Here is a 17,340-nt window from a genome sequence, read left to right on the forward strand (position 1 = left end):
TTGCCAGAATTGAGGATTCAGTTGCATGATTCAAAAATGGCCAAATATGGTGTTTTTACTCAAGATGTTCAAGCAGTAATTGCTATGACCATAGGCGGACAAGCGGCAACTAAATTCTATGAAAAAGACCGACAGTTTGATATTGTTCTTCGTTTCAATGAAGAATACAGAGATACTCCAGAAAAAATCGGGAATATCCTCATTCCAACAAGTACTGGAGAAAATATTCCATTGCAAGAAATAGCAACGATTGGTTATGTTACTGGTCCGGCGTTTATTTACAGAGAAGGCAATAGTCGCTATATCGGTGTTGGATTCAGTATCTCGGGAAGGAGACCTGGGAAGCACCATTGAGGAAGCAAAATCAGTAGTCGCACAAGATATTAAGTTGCCTAAAGAAAATTATATGGAATGGGCAGGCGAGTTTGAAAGTAAGGAGAGAGCAACCAAGCAATTGATGACGGTAATTCCTATTTCACTGGCTCTCATATTATTGTTGCTATACAGCAATTTCGGAAACATGAAAGATACTGCTATCGCTGCAATCACAATTCCATTTGCATTTATTGGTGGCTTTTTATCGCTTTGGATAACAGGAACTATTTTCGGATTTCAGCAGGGATAGGGCTCATTATTCTATTTGGTGTAAATACAATCAATGGGATTATCCTGATTGCTGTCATGAAGGATTTTCTGAAGAAGTATTCTTTGAAAGAAGCGATAGATAAGGGTGTGAAAAGCCGTATCCGTTCCATTGTGATGATTGCCTTGATGGGCTCAGTAGGATTATTGCCGGCAGCACTTTCAGGGGGAATGGGTTCAGAAATTCAGAAGCCATTGGCAATTATGATTGTAGGAGGCCTGTTGATTTGTTTGGTGCTGTCGTTTGCGGTTCTGCCAGTCGTGTTTTATTATGCTTATAGAAAGAGTAAATTGTTAGCTAATAATAATTAACTTTGCAGGCATGAAGAAAAAGGGGACTGCTATTAATAAAAAGCCAGAATTTTCGAGGCCAGTTGAGAGATATTTTTATGATTTAGATAAAACTTACGGTGAAGGAAACTATACCTTGTATGCCATATTTTTATTCCTCTCATTTTTCGCAATAATGGGTTTGATCTGGATGATTCCCTTTCCACAATTAGATTTTTTGGTAAAAATGAACGCACATACCTTTTTGAACTGGGGTTCATTTTTCATCGCAATAGTTATTTATTGCTATTTAAAACTAGCACCAACACTTTCTTATGCGGTATTGTTTACCATCGGAATCATGAGTTATTTCATCGTTCAATTGGAATATATCGAACGTGATGGTGGACCTTCAGTAGTTTTGGTTTGTTCCATTTTGGCTATCATCGGTCTGGCAGGTTTATTTTTTGCAAGCAATAACACAAAAAAAGGTGAAGCTTCATTTTTAAATCTATTGACAATTGGACCAATATGGTTGTGGTCTAAGGTATTTGATAGGTTGAAATGGAAGTATTAAAAGAGTATTTAGTATTTAGATTTTGTGCTGAATTTTAACAAATTCAGATCTAAATGACCGCTGAAGATGGAGAAACCAATCAGCGTGTTATATTTATCTCTATAAAAGTTACACCCCTACAGGGTTAAATGGCGCATTATATTTATCCCTATAATAGTTACACCCCTACAGGGTTATTTAGTGTATTATATTTATCTCTATAATAGTAACACCCCTACAGGGTTAAATGGCGATTAATGTCATTTTCTATAATAGCACAACCCCGCTAGGGGTGACACTATTATAGAAAAAAATGGCCATGCACCCCCAAAAACCCCATCGGGGTTAAATGCCGTAGGCATGAAATCTCTCTTAAATGCCGTAGGCATGTAATATCTATAGCATTAAAATCGCCTCAAAAACCAACACCATAGGTGTGGCATGTTTGTTAACTTCTGCTATAATAGTTTCACGCTGATGGGGTTATACTATTTTTTTATACCAGGTGATAAACCTGTGCACGGCGAGCCAACCCCAGAGGGGTGTAACTATTATAGAAGCGATTTTATCCCCCCTGTGCAACCCTGTAGGGGTGTAACTATAAATTCCTGTTCAATTAAATTTTAGACTCCGTGACGATCAAAATTCTTGTAAATCTCCCTGTACAAAAAAAGAAAGGTTTCACCCAACGCAATGCCCGGCGCTTAGACTTGCGCTAGCTAAGCTTAAGATGGTTGGTGGGGACACCAACCATTGCCTTCGTGAAAACACCGACCATGGCAGAAAAAGTTCACCATTCCCTTATTTAATATCCTTTAACCGATAAATAATTTTGGCAATATCAGTATTGTCCAAAAATCCCTGAAAATTTTCCGCTCCTGGGCCAAATGCCATAAGTGGTACAGGAATACCAGTATGATCCGTTGTGGCAAAATCTCCTAGCACAGTTCTGCTCGCTTGATCTGCATCCAGAATCACCAAACCTCCAGTTTCATGGTCTGAGGTTACAATAATCAAAGTTTCTTGATCTTTTTCAGCAAACTCCAACGCTTGACCAACTAATCTATCAAAACTTAGATATTCAGTTATCGTAAATCCCATAGAATTGCTATGACCGCCACCATCAATTTTAGCACCCTCAATCATCAGAAAGAAACCCTTGGAATGGTCCTTCTGCAGAAAATTAATGGCAGGATTTAGAGCATGTTCTATAAACCTGTAAGAAGTTTTGATTTTAGATTGATTTTGGTCCAGCTTATTCCATTTATGGTCAACCTGATCTTCTTGAAAAATCAATGCTCTTTTTCCAGGGATCTTGGATAATTCATCTAAAGATGTTTCAATCTTGAAACCTTTGTTTTCTAAAGAAGTCACCAATGCTTTATTATCTTTTTCAAAAGCACTGTTTTTCCCACCTATAATCAAATCGAGATTAGAGTTGATTAAATCATTTGCAATACTATCAGACTGATCTCGCTCGCTCACATGGGTATAGAATGCAGATGGGGTGGCACCTGTAATTTCGTCGTTCGAGATTATTCCAGACCGCATTCCCAATTCTGCTAATCTGTCCGGTATATTTGCTACTTTATTACCCATACTGTCAACACCAATATGCCTGTTCTTGGTTTTTGAACCTGTTGCTATTGCGCTGCCACCTGCTGCAGAATCTGTATGATAATTGTCTGTAGGTTGGGTTTTTAAATAACAAGTATGAGGCATATTCAAAACGTTAAGCTTGCCATTATTTGCCATAGCTGCTGCCCATAGTTGAGATAACCCTGCTCCATCACTGATCAAAAGGATAATATTTTTTGGTTTTAAACCTGTTTTGAACTTAGTTTTTATCTCGTAAGGCGTGTATACACTTTCCTCTTTATACGATTCCTTTGGATAATTTATTAGGAATTCGCTCAATTCAAAAGGTTTATCAGTATTTATATAGTCTATTCCAATTTTTGGCCACTCATACCAGGTGGTTTTGGTGTCAGGAGATGCCCAAAAGCGAATCTTTTTCCCTAACCTATGTACAGAATCAACTTTCGTTTTTATAATTTTTAGGTCCTTATCCGTAAGTCTTCCAAGTCCATTCCATTTTGACAATGAACCAAAGGATACACTGATCAAGCCAATTCTCTCCAGTTGGGCAGGGCTGTAGTTTTCACTTAAATTACCGTCGAAATAGAAAATATCATCATACTTAGGGAAATCCTCAGCTTTAGGCCTATTCCCACTAATGAGTAATTTGACAGCTTTTGGATTATTCTTACTGTCAAACAATTCCCTGTGAGGCTTTAATAATTTTGTTAAATGGTCCAAGATTGGAGCACCTTCCGTCTTTGGATCAATCAATAATTGAAGTTGGCCTTGGTTTGGATACAAAAATCCATCTTCACTATGTTTATAGGCTTCTAAAATTGGTTCTAAATAGAGCTTAGTAAAGGTTCTATCTTTAGTTATTTCATGTGGGTCATGAGCCACATAAAGTTCACCATCCTTCAAAAACAAATCCACCTCAATAGAACCAAAACCTAATCCGTATGCCTGTTTAAAAGGATTATTTCTAGTATAATCATTATGAGAATGAGCATTAGGCAGGTAGGCAATGGGTTTTATCTGTCCATAAGTTATTCCAGAAAACAGTAATACAGCAGGTAATAGAATATTATAAAATCGGATGTTCATAAACATGTAGTTTAGGAGAGTTTGTATATGTTGTAAATCGTTAATAAAATAGTAATAGATTTGGCTAAATTATAATTCAACTATTATTGATTTATTACTTTTATATTAGCTTTTGATAAACTAATAGTTTTATAATAATTCATATTTGATTTACCTATTTCAAATCCGATGAAGGATCTTCAATACCCACTACATTTCACATTCCGTGTCACCAGCCTAGCGAATGATTTTTCTGCAAAAGATGCCAATGGCAACAGTATTTATTACGTTCGCGAAAAAATCTTTACTTGGCGAGATCATATTATGGTATATAGGGATGAAAGCAAATCAGAATTACTTTATGAATTAAAGTCAAACAAACTTATTGATTTCCAACAGACATTTACGATAACTGACCATACAGGTAAAGTGATTGGGAAGGTGAGACGTAAATCTATCAAATCCCTTTGGAGATCAACCTTCAATTTAATGGACCCAGAAGATAAATTGGATCATACCATAAAAGAGAAAAATCCTTGGGTAAAAATGTGGGATGGTTTGTTTGGAGAATTGCCTCTCGTTGGCATGTTGTCAGGCTACTTTTTCAATCCATCTTATATATTGAGAAATGACCAGGATGAACCCATGTTTGAAATCAACAAAGAGCCTTCATTTTTCGGTAGGAAATTTACCGTTCAAAAATTAACTAACGCACCTGTTGATGATGAACGTTTCGTACTCAGCTTGATGTTAATGGTCTTAATGGAAAGGGATAATGGATAAAAAAATCCCTTATAATGACTATAAGGGATTTCAAAACCTATATATAGATTAACTTTTATTTTTAAAGATGGAATAGGTAAACTTTACTTTACCATTCTCATCTTCTTCTTCCTTTTCTTTAATGGCGCCAATTTTTCCCAAAGCCATCTGCGAACGGATATTTTCAGATGCAACATGGAAAATAACCTTGTCCAGCTTTTCAAAGGCAAAATCCATCATTAGATTTTTAATGGATTGATTGTATTCACCACCCCAATATTTCTTTCCCAAGAAAGTGTAGCCAATAGCAACAGATTTCTCGTGTCTGTCGTATTGATAGAATGAGGTTGCACCGATTACCTGTTCTGTTTTAGCATCTAAAATCAAGTAGGGGATATCGGTATCGATTAATTTTTGAAAAATATCTTGTAAATCCTACAGGCGTATAGCGTGTAGTGTCCGGGTGCTGGGCCAAATCTCTGGGTCCGATGCAGCGGCAAATACCCATTCATAATCGTTTTTGATCATGGGTATCAATTTTACCAAGTCGTTGCTAAGAGTCTTTCTTCCAGCATAACATTTATTTTATGATACGTTTGATTTTATTGGATTTCTTAATCCATTTATGGACAGCTTCATAATCCTCTTTCTCGATTTTATCATAAATGTGCTGAAGCTGTTTGATATGTTCTTCCAATACCTCCAATACATTGGTTCGGTTTTTGTTTAAAGATTGGTGTCCACATATCAGGTGATGACTTTGCAAGACGAACTGTGGATTGAAAACCCGATCCTGCAAGTTCAAAAATCCTGCCCTGCGATTTTTCTTTCTCTAATACTGTCAAAGCTAAAGCAAAAGATGTTAAGTGCGAGATATGAGATACATAAGCTGTATGCATATCATGCTCTTCTGCAGTCATAAATGAGGTCTTCATCTCAAGTTGTTCTGTAACTGCATCTGCCAATTCAAATGCATCCTCATCAGAACGGAAAGCCTCAACATATACCATCATTTTATCTTTGAATAAATCTGGAATTGCTGCTTCCGGACCTGAATATTCGGTACCAGCCATGGGATGGGCTGCTACATATCTGCCTCTATTTGGATGGTCCTTTATTAAGTTCAGGATATTGGATTTTGTAGACCCCATGTCAATTATTACTTGGTCGGTTGCTACATCAAGTAATTTGGGCAATAAGGTCATGATGGCATCGACAGGCACAGTCAATACAATAACCTTACATGATTTCATGGCATCCTCCAAAGATTGGATTTCATCCACTAAATCAAGCTGCAATGCTTTCTTTTGATTTATCTCACTTTTCTCGACACCTATTATTTTATCGAAAAAGTTAGTTTGTTTAAGTCGGATACCGATTGAACCACCAATCAAACCTATCCCGACAATTGCTATATTCATTTTAAATACAATTCAATTAAATTAAAAATTTGCAGATCGAAAGTTATAATGATTTTTTAATTCTTTCAATCGCAAGTTCATACACTTCTACCTTGGCACATAAGCTGATGCGGATATATTGTTCTCCCTCAGATCCAAAAATCCCTCCCGGCGTAATAAATACATGCGCATTATAAAGAATATTATCGCAAAGTTGATATGAATTTTCATATCCTGCAGGGATTTTGGCCCAAACGAACAATCCTACTTGATTTTCGTCGTAGCTGCAGTTCAACAGATTCATGATTTCAAAAACCTTATTTATACGCTTACGGTATTCTTCATTCAATTCCGTGTACCACGATTTATCCAAGGATAAAGCTGTTGCAGCAGCTAATTGCATAGGTAGAAACATTCCTGAATCCATATTGCTTTTGAATCGCATGATCTGGCCAATACGTTTTTCATCCGCTATCAACATGCCAATTCTCCAACCGGCCATATTTGATGATTTACTCAACGAATTAAGTTCTATAGCTACATCTAAAGCTCCAGGAACTTCCATGATACTTTGTGGACTATCATTTAAGATAAAACTGTATGGGTTATCATGGCATATCAATATTTCATGCTTTTTTCCGAATGCTATAATTTTTTCAAAAAAATCACGGTTGGCTAAGGCACCAGTCGGCATATGCGGATAATTGATCCACATAAGCTTCACTTTTGATAGGTCCATCTGTTCCAATTGGTTAAAATCTGGCAACCAATTGTTCTCGAGTTTTAGATCATACGTTAATGGTGTTGCACCAGTGATCGTAACCGCACTTGAATAGGCTGGGTAACCAGGATTTGGAATCAAAGCATAGTCACCCTCTTGAAGGTAGGTCATACAGATATGCACTATACCTTCTTTAGAACCAATAAGTGGTAATATTTGTGTGTCTGGATTTAGATTAACGCGATAATATCGACGATACCAATCCGCCATAGCCGTTCTAAGAGCAGGTGCTCCTTTATAACTTTGATAGCCATGAGTAGTTGGTAATGCTGCCTGCTCTTGAAGTGTTTTAATCACTTCTGGATGAGGAGGTAGGTCAGGACTTCCGATGCCAAGGTTAATTACTTGAGCACCATTCCTGTTCATTTCATCGATTTCTCTCAACTTCTTCGAAAAGTAATATTCTTCTGTTCGTTGAAGCCTTTTCGCTACTTCTATTTCCATTTTTTAATTTGATTTGGCGATAAAATTATAAAAACTTAATGGTTTTATTCCAATTATGACAAATAATAAAGCTCATGATTGAATAATTTATGAAGTAACCTGTTGTTTAACTCTTTAGGTTTCGGCATTAGGAACTCAGCCATTTCCAAGCAACCCCTCGAAAGTAATTATTAGGAAAATTTTGGCTACATGAATATTTTGATAAATATCTTGTAAACAATTTCTCCATTATTAAATATTCTCAACTATAGAAATACATTTGATACTTATTTTTATTGAAATATTGCTTATATAAGCTTAAATTGAGCAATAAAAATAAATTATTATAAATTATTATTCTTTGTGAGAAAAAATGTATAATTTATAATTCAAGTTTTGCATGATAAAAACAAAAAGATTAAAATTAATTTTAAAGAAAATAATATTTAATGATATAAAAGTGTATTTTCGTTTTAAGGTTAGTTTAATGTTTATAAGTGTAAAATATTTTCTTTAATTTTTAAATCCCATGAAAGTATCTGAATTATCTGGTGTAAAAGAGATCGCCCGCCGGGCGAATGTTTCCATAGCTACAGTTGATAGAGTTTTGCATAACCGTACCGGTGTTGCGCAAAAAACGAAAGAAAAGATATTGTCTATCATTAAGGAGATGGATTATAAGCCGAATATTTTAGCAAAGCGATTAGCTTCAAAGCGCGTATATAAATTTGGAATCTTAATTCCAAAGGAATGTTCAGAAGCTGAGTATTGGAATGCTCCAGTTTCCGGAATCCAAGAAGCTCTGTCGGAATTTGGTGATTTTGGTGTTGATCTTCGATATTATTTTTTTGATCGGGATGACAGAGAAAGTTTCCTGGCAAAAAGTGATGAATTGCTCAAAAAGCATATCGATGGTGTAATCGTAGCTCCCATTTTTCTCAACGAAACAAAAGATTTTGCAGCTAAATGCACAGAAAAGCGTATTCAATTCGTGTTTATCGAATCACAAGTGCCTTCAGTACATCCCTTGAGTTATATTGGTCAAGACATCATACAATCTGGAAGGGTAGTGGCTCACCTGTGTAAATACCTGATCCAACCCAAAGATGAAATCTTGGTGTTGAATGTTGCCAAAGAAAAAGATATATCAAACCACTTGGAAGAAAAAATCAGAGGATTTGAACAATTTTTTATTGATACCAGCTACCAATGTTCTATAAAAAGTTTCAATGTAGAAATTGCAGACGATGAAGAGATCACAGCTTTTATGGAAGATTATTTGAATCATCAACAGCCCAAATTAATCTATGTTACAAATTCTAGAGCCTATCTTGTTGCTAAATATTTAAAAGATAGGGGCTTAAACCATATTAAGCTTGTAGGAAATGGATATCATACCCGAAACATTGATTTTTTAAAAGAAGGATATATTGACTTCTTGATATGCCAAAAACCCCTAGAACAAGGTTATAAAGCCTTTTTGGCACTCTATGAATATTTTATCGCAAAAAGGAAAGTGATAAAATTACAATATATGCCTATCGATATTGTAACCAAGGAAAACTATATATACTATGAAAATTGATTCTAATAGTGAAATGAACTTATTGGAGAATTGATGATAGTATGCCCATAAGCATCCTTACAACGGTGTTTTTTGTCCGCTAAATTGACATTTATTTGCAACAATTTGATGCATGGCTGGATGAAAAACACCATAGGTTACAATTTTTCTTACATTTGTAATCTTAGTAATCTGCATGAAGACATACTTTAGACTTCTTTCGTTCGCGAAACCAATTGAAAAATATGCTATTCCTTATATCATATGTACTTTGATAATGGTGGTGTTCAGCACCTTGAATTTAGCTCTATTAGCACCATTATTAAACACTTTATTTAATTCTCAAGATACAGTAATCGAACCGGTCTCTAAGCCGGAAAACCTAACTGATATTATGGGGTATTTTAATTATTTCGCCTATGATCTTAATGATCGCTTAGGCCCATACGATGCCCTAAAATATATCTGTATTGTTATTGTTGCTTCGGTTTTTGTAAGCAATTTATTCAGGTATCTTTCTCAAAGAATAATGGAAAACTTAAGGATTCATACTTTATTGAATCTGAGAAAATCTGTTTTCAATAATGTAATGAACTTACATCTTGGTTATTTTTCAAATCAAAGAAAAGGGGATATTATCTCTAAAATTGCATCTGATGTACAGGTTGTGCAATTTTCAGTTACAGGGACCTTACAAGTAGCATTTAAAGAACCGTTACAGTTGATTGCATACTTGGTTATGCTATTTATTATATCTGCTAAATTAACCTTGTTCTCCTTATTGGTTATTCCTGTTTCAGCATTTTTTATTTCCAAAATTGTTAAGACGCTGAAACAACAAGCCCAACAAGGACAACGTATTTATGCAAATATGATAACCTTATTGGAAGAAGCACTTTCTGGAATTAAGATTATCAAATCGTTCAATGCAGTTGATTTTATCAAAGGAAGATTTAATGCTGAGAATGATGAATATGCAACCGTAAATAGGAGAATGGTTCGTAGACAACAGATGGGATCACCAGTTTCGGAGCTGTTAGGTGTAGGTATGGTGGCGGTAATCTTGCTGTATGGTGGTCACTTAGTGTTAAGTGGTCAAGGAGATCTTGAGGCTTCTGAGTTTATAGCATACATTGCCATATTTTCACAAGTGATGAGACCGGCTAAAGCTCTTACCGATGCTTTCAGCAATATCCACAATGGTATAGCTGCCGGTGAAAGAGTATTGCAGTTGATCGATGAGAAAAATCAAGTGGCAGATAAACCGAATGCATTTGAAATCAAAAAATTTGATGACAAAATCGAATTCAACAATGTGTCATTTGCCTATGAAGATAATGACGTTCTGAAAAACATCAATCTTACGATCGATAAAGGTGAAACAGTAGCACTAGTTGGTCCTTCCGGAGGTGGTAAATCCACGTTAGTGGACTTAATTCCACGATTTATGGACGCTACTACTGGTGAGGTTTCAATCGATGGAATAGATGTCAAAGATCTTCAACAGGAATCTCTTCGTAAAATAATCGGGGTAGTCAATCAAGAGTCTATTTTATTTAACGATACTATTTTCAACAATATAGCATTTGCCAATTCTGAGGCTACGGAGGAGCAGGTTATACAAGCTGCTAAGATTGCAAACGCACATGATTTTATCATGGGTACGGAGCATGGTTATCAGACGAATATCGGAGACAGAGGTTCCAAATTATCAGGAGGTCAGCGTCAGCGAATTTGTATTGCTCGAGCAGTGCTCAAAAATCCACCTATTATGCTGTTGGATGAAGCGACTTCAGCTTTGGATACAGAGTCAGAGCGTCTGGTTCAGGATTCATTATATAAGTTAATGGAGAACAGGACGACGGTTGTTATTGCACACCGACTGAGTACGATTCAGAATGCCGACAAGATTATCGTTCTTGAAGCAGGCAGGATTGTTGAGGTAGGTTCACATTTGGGCTTGATAGCTCAAAACGGTCTATACAAAAGACTGATTGATATGCAGCAATTTGTAGAAGCATAGCGACTGTTAAATTTAGCTTTTTCGGCTATGTTTTCCTACATTTGTATAGTAAGGAAGCGAAATGGAAGCAACAGAAAAATTAGCGTTTTTAATAAACGACAAGAATCTATCAGAAGAGTTAAAGCTAATTGCTGAGAAGGTCCTTAATAGTGAGCGAATTACATTTGATGAAGGAGTTTACCTTTATGAAAATGCAGAATTGGGCTATCTAGGCGTATTAGCAAATTATATCAGAGAGAAAAAACACGGAGATTACACTTACTTCAATCGTAATTTCCATATTGAACCCACCAATGTTTGTGTTTATGACTGTAAATTCTGTTCATATTCCAGATTAATCAAGAATCGTACGGAGGGTTGGGAAATGGATGTCGATGGAATGATGGACATCGTCAAAAAATATGATGGGGAACCAGTAACTGAAGTCCACATTACAGGGGGAGTAGTACCAAAGCAAAACCTGGAGTTCTATGCTGAATTCTTCAAGCGTTGTAAGGAGCACCGCCCTGAACTTCACATTAAGGGTTTAACCCCCGTTGAATACTACTATATCTTTAAGAAAGCGAAATTGAGTCATTACGATGGAATGAAATATCTTCAGTCCTGTGGCTTAGATTCTATGCCTGGTGGAGGAGCTGAGATTTTTCATCCTGAAGTTCGCGAGAAGATTGCTCATGATAAATGTACGGCTGAACAATGGCTTGATATTCATGAACAAGCTCATAAATTGGGAATGCATACCAATGCAACTATGTTATATGGTCATATCGAGGAGTTTTGGCATCGTGTAGACCATATGGAGCGCTTAAGGCAATTGCAGGATAAAACTGGAGGATTCCAGACTTTTATTCCGCTAAAATTCAGAAATAAAGACAATCAAATGAACCATGTTCCTGAGGTTTCTGTTATAGAAGACCTTAGAAATTATGCCATCGCAAGAATTTATATGGACAATTTTGCTCATATAAAAGCATATTGGGCCATGATTTCAAGAAACACGGCTCAAATGTCACTGAGTTTTGGTGTCGATGATATCGATGGTACTTTAGATGACACTACCCAAAATCTACAGTATGGCAGGTGCAGAAGAACAAACACCGGCAATGAGTACCAAAGAATTGGTAGAGCTGATTAAAAATGTAGGTAGACATCCAATTGAAAGAGATACTATTTATAATGTAGTTACAGATTATAAGGATTTTGTATTCGAAGAAACAAATCCTAAAAAACAGTATTATTCATTACCAGTAGTTAATTCTTAAGTAAGAGAACCAAATTGAAGAAAACATTTTATTTTATTCGTCACGGGCAAACGGAATTAAATCTAAAAGGTATAGTTCAAGGCCGAGGTGTTGACAGTCCATTAAATGAAAATGGAATTAAACAGGCTCAGGCTTTCTATGATACGTACAAGAATATTCCATTCGACAAGATTTATACTTCCACATTAATTCGTACTCATCAAACTGTTGCTCCATTTTTAAAGGATGGTATTCCAATGGAACAGCTAATTGGGTTGGATGAAATTAGTTGGGGTATATATGAGGGTCAAACCCAAACAGAAGAAATCTTAACAGGTTTTGACAAGGTAGTTTCATCTTGGCGCAACAATGATTTGGATTTAGCAATTGAAGAAGGCGAATCTCCAAACACATTAGTCACTAGGCAAAAAGAAGCTATTGAATATATGCTTCAACAACCTGAAGAAGAAACCATACTAGTCTGTATGCATGGCCGAGCATTACGTGTGATGCTATGCCATTTGACAAATGTTCCAGTATGCAATATGGATGATTTTCCTCACACAAACACAGCCTTGTACAAATTAGAATATAGCGATAATGAATTCGCTATCGTCGATCACTACAACGTAAAGCATTTAGAAGGATTATTAGATGAGTAAAATAAGAGTATCTGCGGTTTCTTATACCAACACTTTGCCTTTTTTACAGGGAATAAGAAATTCAGATGTGATGAATGATATTGAGCTGTCTGTAGATTTTCCAGCAGAATGTGCCCGAAAAGTAATTTCTGACGAATCGGATATGGGAATTATTCCCATTGCAGCCCTTACAGATCTAAAAGAATACCATTTTATTGGAGATTATTGTATCGGTTCAACCGACTATGTCGATTCTGTATTTATATTTTCCAACAAACCAATTGAGGAGGTAGAAACCTTACTGTTAGACAAACAATCTCGGACATCCAATGGCTTAGCTAGAATATTGTTAAAGCATTACTGGAAAAAAGAAGTAAAGATTGTTACTGAAGGAGAGGCCGATGCTTACGTTTTAATTGGAGATAGAACCTTTGGCAAAAAGGAAGAAGTTCCTTACGTCTATGATATGGGTCATTACTGGAAAGAATTAACAGGATTGCCATTTGCTTATGCCGTTTGGGTGTCAAACAAAGAGCTCCCAGATTCTTTTGAAAATAAATTTAATTCAGCCTTAGCTGATGGAGTTTCCAGGCCAGACGATGTTATCCCAGGATTGCCTTCTTTTCCAAACTTTGATTATCACAAATACCTAAATGAAAATCTAAACTATCATTTAGATGCAGATAAGAAAAAAGCCATTGAGAAATATTTGGAATGGTATAAGGAATTGGGGTAGGGGATTTATATAATAGACATTAGACAATAGACATAAGACATTAGACAAGTCAAGTCGCCATGGTGTCCCCAGCAACCATCAAAGTAGATATCATGGTTCCGTTGCTCAAGGACCATCCTTCGGCCAATACGGCACGCCGTGGCTGGTGTCCCCACCTGCCACATAATGCATGCCTATAGCATTTATCCTTACAACCCTATATGGGTGTCACTATTATAGAAATGTTTTTACGAAGCAATTAAAACCCTGTAAGGGTGTCACTATTATAGAAAAAATAAGGTAATACACTCCAAAAACCCCATCGGGGTAAAATGCCGGAGGCATGAAATATATCTTAAATGCCACCGGCATGAAATATCTATAGAAATGAAAATCGCCTAAAAAACCAACGCCGTAGATGTGACATGTTTGTTAAATTCCCTGCTATAATAGAGTCATCCCGATGGTATTTTTCCTTACAAACTTTTGGGGTGTCACTATTATAGCGATTGATTTTAATGATTTAGACATTAGACATTAGACAAAAGACATAAGACCATTTGCAGTTTGGTGGTCGGCGGAGACAACTCCGAAAGCGATGATCCCGCGTAGCCAACGGCGGTTTTCAATTTCTAATGTCTAGTGTCTTATGTCTAGTGTCTATACACCCTTTTATAATTCTTTATAGTTTATCTTCCTACCTAATAGGGGACTCATTCCTCTTTCGTTCGGACCTCAGCCGGACCTTGTTCGGACCTTGTTCGGATCATGTCCGAACAAGGTCCGAATGAAGTGCGGCCAAGGTGCGTACAAGAGAGGAACAAGAGTCAAACACAAGTCAAAGACTTGCGCTAGCAGGAGTGCTGCAAGAATGCCATGAACTTTACCAGATTTGGCACAAAAAAAAAGGTCCATGGAAATTTCCATGGACCGTTCTTTATAATCTCTTTATATTATAAGAATGATATCAACAGCATGACCCAACCTACGATCATCAATAGACCGCCCAAAGGTGTAATAGGACCCAAAAATCTTAGGTTCGCTTTTAAGACATCCTTAAGGCTTAGAAAATAAATGCTGCCTGAAAAAAGGATACATCCCCAAAAAATGCCGTAGTATGCCCATTTTTCTGTTGTTGTTGCAAAATCTAAATGGAAGCCAATAATCAAAAGAGTTATAGCTGCATACATTTGATAACGAACGCCAACTTCAAAAGAATTTAATCTTTCCTCAGTGAGTACTTTTTTAAGAGCATGCGCTCCAAAGGCTCCGAATACTATGGATAGAATTCCTAATATTGATCCGGAAATTAGTGCTATTTGATTCACGTTTTTTGAATTAAGGATATTTATTTAGAGGCTTTTTTCACTTGAGCCAAGATTTCGGTTTCTGTTGCTATTCCGGATTTGTTCCAAGCTTCTTCTCCTTTTTTGTAAAGGATCATTTGTGGAATCCCGCGGACATTCAAAACTTTCATCAATTCTTTGTTCTTATCAGCATCAATCCTTACCACTTTTACCTTTCCGGCTTGTTCTTTTTCGATTTTGTCGATTGTAGGTTTTAACTCTTGGCAAGGAACACACCAAACTGCTGAGAAATTTACTAAAACCAAGTCTGATGAATTGATTACATGGTCAAATTCATCGGTACTCATTCCTTTAGCTTCTTTACCTGCCTCAGGTTTGATTTCAGGTTTTTCAGCATTTCTCCAGTCCATCATGCCCCCGGAATAATCATAAACTTTAAAGCCATTTTCTGTCAGATATTGTGCTGCTTGTTTGCTTCGACCACCGCCAAGACAATAAACATAGACAGGTTGGTCTTTGTCTAAATCTTTGATAGCTTCGGTAAATTTTTCCTTTTCTTTCCAATCCAGGTTTACTGAATTTGGAATATGTCCGCCTGCATATTCTTCGGAAGTTCTAACGTCCAGAATTTGGGTCTGAGGTTTCGCAATTACTTCTTCCATTTTAACAGCATCGATTTTCTCTTGCGAATTGGCTTGTAAACAAGCCAATCCAATTAATGCTGTGAACAATAACTTTTTCATAAATAAATTTCCGTTTACACTAATATTAACCTTTGCGAAGGTACTTTGTTAATATAACGATAGTTTGGCCTTCAATCTTGCCTTCTATTTGTTCTGTATTGTCAGGAACAAGTCTAATGTTTTTAACAACGGTTCCCAATTTGGCAGAAATACTCGATCCTTTTTACATCTAGGGTCTTGATTAATACGACTGTATCACCTTCAAAAAGTCTTGTTCCATTAGAATCTTGATGAAATTCCACTGTTGCATCTGCTTCGTGGTCTCCTGTTTTCTTAGCCCATTCGAGGGTTTCATCATCAAGGTATAAAATATCAAGATTGTTGGCAGCCCAAGCTTCATTTCTCAATCTGCTCAACATCCTCCATGCAACCACTTGAACAGGTGCAAATTCAGACCACATGGTTTCACCAAGAACTTTCCAATGCTCAGGGTCAATTTGTTCTGTTTTTTTCTATTTGTCCTTTGCAAACAGAACAGATCAAAATGCTGTTATCTAAAGAAGGATTTGAGGTAGGAGGGACTTCGTATATTTCAAGGTTTTCTGAAGAGCGACATAGTTCGCATTGATTTTCACTTCTGTTTTTCAGATCGTCTAATAACATATGTTTGGTAATATTAAATGAATTCAAAGATAAGCATTTTAAATGAGGAGAATGAATTGTACCTTAGAACTAAGTTATTGTACACGCTATGCTGTGGCAAAGAATTTGTAGTGTAACCAAGAACAAACTAAAATTTAATAAAATATACTTATGAAATGGCAAGGTGGCCGCCGCGGCGGAAATATTGAAGATCGTAGAGGGATGTCTGGTGGACAGAAAATGACTCTAGGAGGAATCGGTGGTGTAATCGTTTTAATCATTGGATTCTTGATGGGTGGAGACCCTAATGAAATCCTGAATCAAATGGGTGGTTCTCAGCAACAGGGAACTGTTAATGAACAAGGAGAATACCAATCTACTCCTGAGGAAGATAAGCTGATGGATTTTGCTGATGTAGTGTTGGCAAGTACTGATGACGTTTGGACCAAGATTTTTCAGGAAAATGGGAAATCGTATCCAAAACCTACTATGGTAATCTATACAGATGCTGCACAAACAGAAGGATGTGGTATGGGTCAATCTGCTTTTGGGCCATTTTATTGTCCAGGGGACCAAAAAGTTTATCTTGATTTAAGTTTCAATAGAGAACTGGCTCAAAAATATGGGGCGAAAGGGGAATTCGCACTTGCATATGTTATTGCGCATGAAGTAGGTCATCATATCCAGAACATCTTTGGAGTTCTTTCTCAGACAAATGCATTGAGATCTAAGTTGAGTGAGCGTGAGAACAATAAAATTTCGGTAATGACCGAATTACAAGCAGATTTTTATGCTGGTGTTTTGGGCTCATCACTTGAATAAAACTACGGATGTAGAAATTACCTATGATGATATTGTTGAAGGTATGCGCGCTGCTGCTGCGGTAGGAGATGACCATATCCAAGAACAAGCTTATGGTCAATCTAATCCAGAATCTTTTACCCACGGTTCTTCTGAACAACGTATGTATTGGTTTAAGAAAGGATATGATACTGGAGATATCAATGCGGGGCAATACCTTTGATG

17 protein-coding genes and 2 pseudogenes are annotated in these 17,340 nt (G+C 36.6%); 11 read left to right on the forward strand and 8 right to left on the reverse strand.

Annotated elements, in window-relative coordinates:
* From FGL31_RS27790 to FGL31_RS10305, 3 genes and pseudogenes are all read left to right on the forward strand, one after another.
* Positions 1-354, forward strand: coding sequence for an efflux RND transporter permease subunit (locus tag FGL31_RS27790; protein ID WP_262709084.1), 354 nt, complete (start codon positions 1-3; stop codon positions 352-354).
* Positions 257-954, forward strand: a pseudogene (locus tag FGL31_RS27795) (efflux RND transporter permease subunit). Before FGL31_RS27790 ends, FGL31_RS27795 begins: the two are co-directional and overlap by 98 nt.
* Before the next feature lie 10 nt (positions 955-964).
* The gene (locus tag FGL31_RS10305; protein ID WP_138091219.1) at positions 965-1,489 is read left to right on the forward strand and encodes a hypothetical protein; all 525 of its coding nucleotides are present in this window, start codon (positions 965-967) and stop codon (positions 1,487-1,489) included.
* A gap of 780 nt (positions 1,490-2,269) precedes the next feature.
* Here FGL31_RS10305 and FGL31_RS10310 read toward each other — a convergent pair.
* Complete coding sequence (locus FGL31_RS10310; protein ID WP_171017616.1) at positions 2,270-4,153, reverse strand: alkaline phosphatase; 1,884 nt, start codon at positions 4,151-4,153, stop codon at positions 2,270-2,272.
* Between the two features lie 168 nt (positions 4,154-4,321).
* Here FGL31_RS10310 and FGL31_RS10315 point away from each other — a divergent pair, with 168 nt between their 5' ends.
* The gene (locus FGL31_RS10315) at positions 4,322-4,915 is read left to right on the forward strand and encodes an LURP-one-related family protein (RefSeq protein ID WP_138091223.1); all 594 of its coding nucleotides are present in this window, start codon (positions 4,322-4,324) and stop codon (positions 4,913-4,915) included.
* Between the two features lie 48 nt (positions 4,916-4,963).
* On the opposite strand, the gene FGL31_RS10320 is transcribed toward FGL31_RS10315, so the two are convergent.
* The 3 genes from FGL31_RS10320 to FGL31_RS10330 all read right to left on the reverse strand — a co-directional run bounded on the left by FGL31_RS10320 (position 4,964) and on the right by FGL31_RS10330 (position 7,519).
* On the reverse strand, positions 4,964-5,317 hold the full coding sequence (locus FGL31_RS10320) for a GNAT family N-acetyltransferase (RefSeq protein ID WP_138091225.1): 354 nt from the start codon (positions 5,315-5,317) through the stop codon (positions 4,964-4,966).
* 236 nt (positions 5,318-5,553) lie between these two features.
* Positions 5,554-6,315: a prephenate dehydrogenase gene (locus tag FGL31_RS10325; protein WP_232046586.1), complete on the reverse strand. Its 762-nt coding sequence runs from the start codon at positions 6,313-6,315 to the stop codon at positions 5,554-5,556.
* A 43-nt stretch (positions 6,316-6,358) separates the two neighbouring features.
* Complete coding sequence (locus tag FGL31_RS10330; RefSeq protein ID WP_138091227.1) at positions 6,359-7,519, reverse strand: pyridoxal phosphate-dependent aminotransferase; 1,161 nt, start codon at positions 7,517-7,519, stop codon at positions 6,359-6,361.
* Positions 7,520-8,027: 508 nt separating this feature from the next.
* Between FGL31_RS10330 and FGL31_RS10335 the strand changes: the two genes are divergently transcribed.
* The 5 genes and pseudogenes from FGL31_RS10335 (at position 8,028) to FGL31_RS10355 (ending at position 13,703) form a co-directional block, all read left to right on the forward strand.
* Positions 8,028-9,083 (forward strand): LacI family DNA-binding transcriptional regulator, encoded by a 1,056-nt coding sequence (locus FGL31_RS10335; RefSeq protein ID WP_138091229.1) that lies wholly within the window; start codon positions 8,028-8,030, stop codon positions 9,081-9,083.
* A gap of 175 nt (positions 9,084-9,258) precedes the next feature.
* Positions 9,259-11,085 carry an ABC transporter ATP-binding protein gene (locus tag FGL31_RS10340; RefSeq protein WP_138091231.1) on the forward strand — a complete coding sequence of 609 codons (1,827 nt, stop codon included), beginning with the start codon at positions 9,259-9,261 and terminating at the stop codon, positions 11,083-11,085.
* Positions 11,086-11,146: 61 nt separating this feature from the next.
* A pseudogene (gene mqnE, locus FGL31_RS10345) lies at positions 11,147-12,347 on the forward strand (aminofutalosine synthase MqnE).
* A 14-nt stretch (positions 12,348-12,361) separates the two neighbouring features.
* Positions 12,362-12,988 (forward strand): histidine phosphatase family protein, encoded by a 627-nt coding sequence (locus FGL31_RS10350; protein WP_138091232.1) that lies wholly within the window; start codon positions 12,362-12,364, stop codon positions 12,986-12,988.
* Positions 12,981-13,703 carry a menaquinone biosynthetic enzyme MqnA/MqnD family protein gene (locus FGL31_RS10355; protein WP_138091234.1) on the forward strand — a complete coding sequence of 241 codons (723 nt, stop codon included), beginning with the start codon at positions 12,981-12,983 and terminating at the stop codon, positions 13,701-13,703. The genes FGL31_RS10350 and FGL31_RS10355 overlap by 8 nt, the downstream gene beginning before the upstream one ends.
* Positions 13,704-14,635: 932 nt before the next feature.
* Here FGL31_RS10355 and FGL31_RS10360 read toward each other — a convergent pair.
* The 4 genes from FGL31_RS10360 to FGL31_RS25340 are packed head-to-tail and all read right to left on the reverse strand — an operon-like array spanning position 14,636 to position 16,133.
* Positions 14,636-15,010, reverse strand: a complete 375-nt coding sequence (locus FGL31_RS10360; RefSeq protein ID WP_099372281.1) for a DUF423 domain-containing protein — start codon at positions 15,008-15,010, stop codon at positions 14,636-14,638.
* 20 nt (positions 15,011-15,030) lie between these two features.
* Positions 15,031-15,732 carry a rhodanese-like domain-containing protein gene (locus tag FGL31_RS10365; protein ID WP_138091236.1) on the reverse strand — a complete coding sequence of 234 codons (702 nt, stop codon included), beginning with the start codon at positions 15,730-15,732 and terminating at the stop codon, positions 15,031-15,033.
* Between the two features lie 25 nt (positions 15,733-15,757).
* On the reverse strand, positions 15,758-15,871 hold the full coding sequence (locus FGL31_RS25335; protein WP_232046588.1) for a PhnA domain-containing protein: 114 nt from the start codon (positions 15,869-15,871) through the stop codon (positions 15,758-15,760).
* Positions 15,855-16,133, reverse strand: a complete 279-nt coding sequence (locus FGL31_RS25340; RefSeq protein WP_232046593.1) for a PhnA domain-containing protein — start codon at positions 16,131-16,133, stop codon at positions 15,855-15,857. The genes FGL31_RS25335 and FGL31_RS25340 overlap by 17 nt, the downstream gene beginning before the upstream one ends.
* Positions 16,134-16,485: 352 nt before the next feature.
* Here FGL31_RS25340 and FGL31_RS10375 point away from each other — a divergent pair, with 352 nt between their 5' ends.
* Together FGL31_RS10375 and FGL31_RS27800 are read left to right on the forward strand one after the other, a co-directional pair.
* Complete coding sequence (locus FGL31_RS10375; RefSeq protein ID WP_262709085.1) at positions 16,486-17,136, forward strand: neutral zinc metallopeptidase; 651 nt, start codon at positions 16,486-16,488, stop codon at positions 17,134-17,136.
* Positions 17,105-17,338 carry a neutral zinc metallopeptidase gene (locus FGL31_RS27800; protein WP_262709086.1) on the forward strand — a complete coding sequence of 78 codons (234 nt, stop codon included), beginning with the start codon at positions 17,105-17,107 and terminating at the stop codon, positions 17,336-17,338. The genes FGL31_RS10375 and FGL31_RS27800 overlap by 32 nt, the downstream gene beginning before the upstream one ends.
* Positions 17,339-17,340 lie beyond the last annotated feature (2 nt).

It is taken from the genome of Sphingobacterium daejeonense (assembly GCF_901472535.1).
Lineage (GTDB): Bacteria > Bacteroidota > Bacteroidia > Sphingobacteriales > Sphingobacteriaceae > Sphingobacterium > Sphingobacterium daejeonense.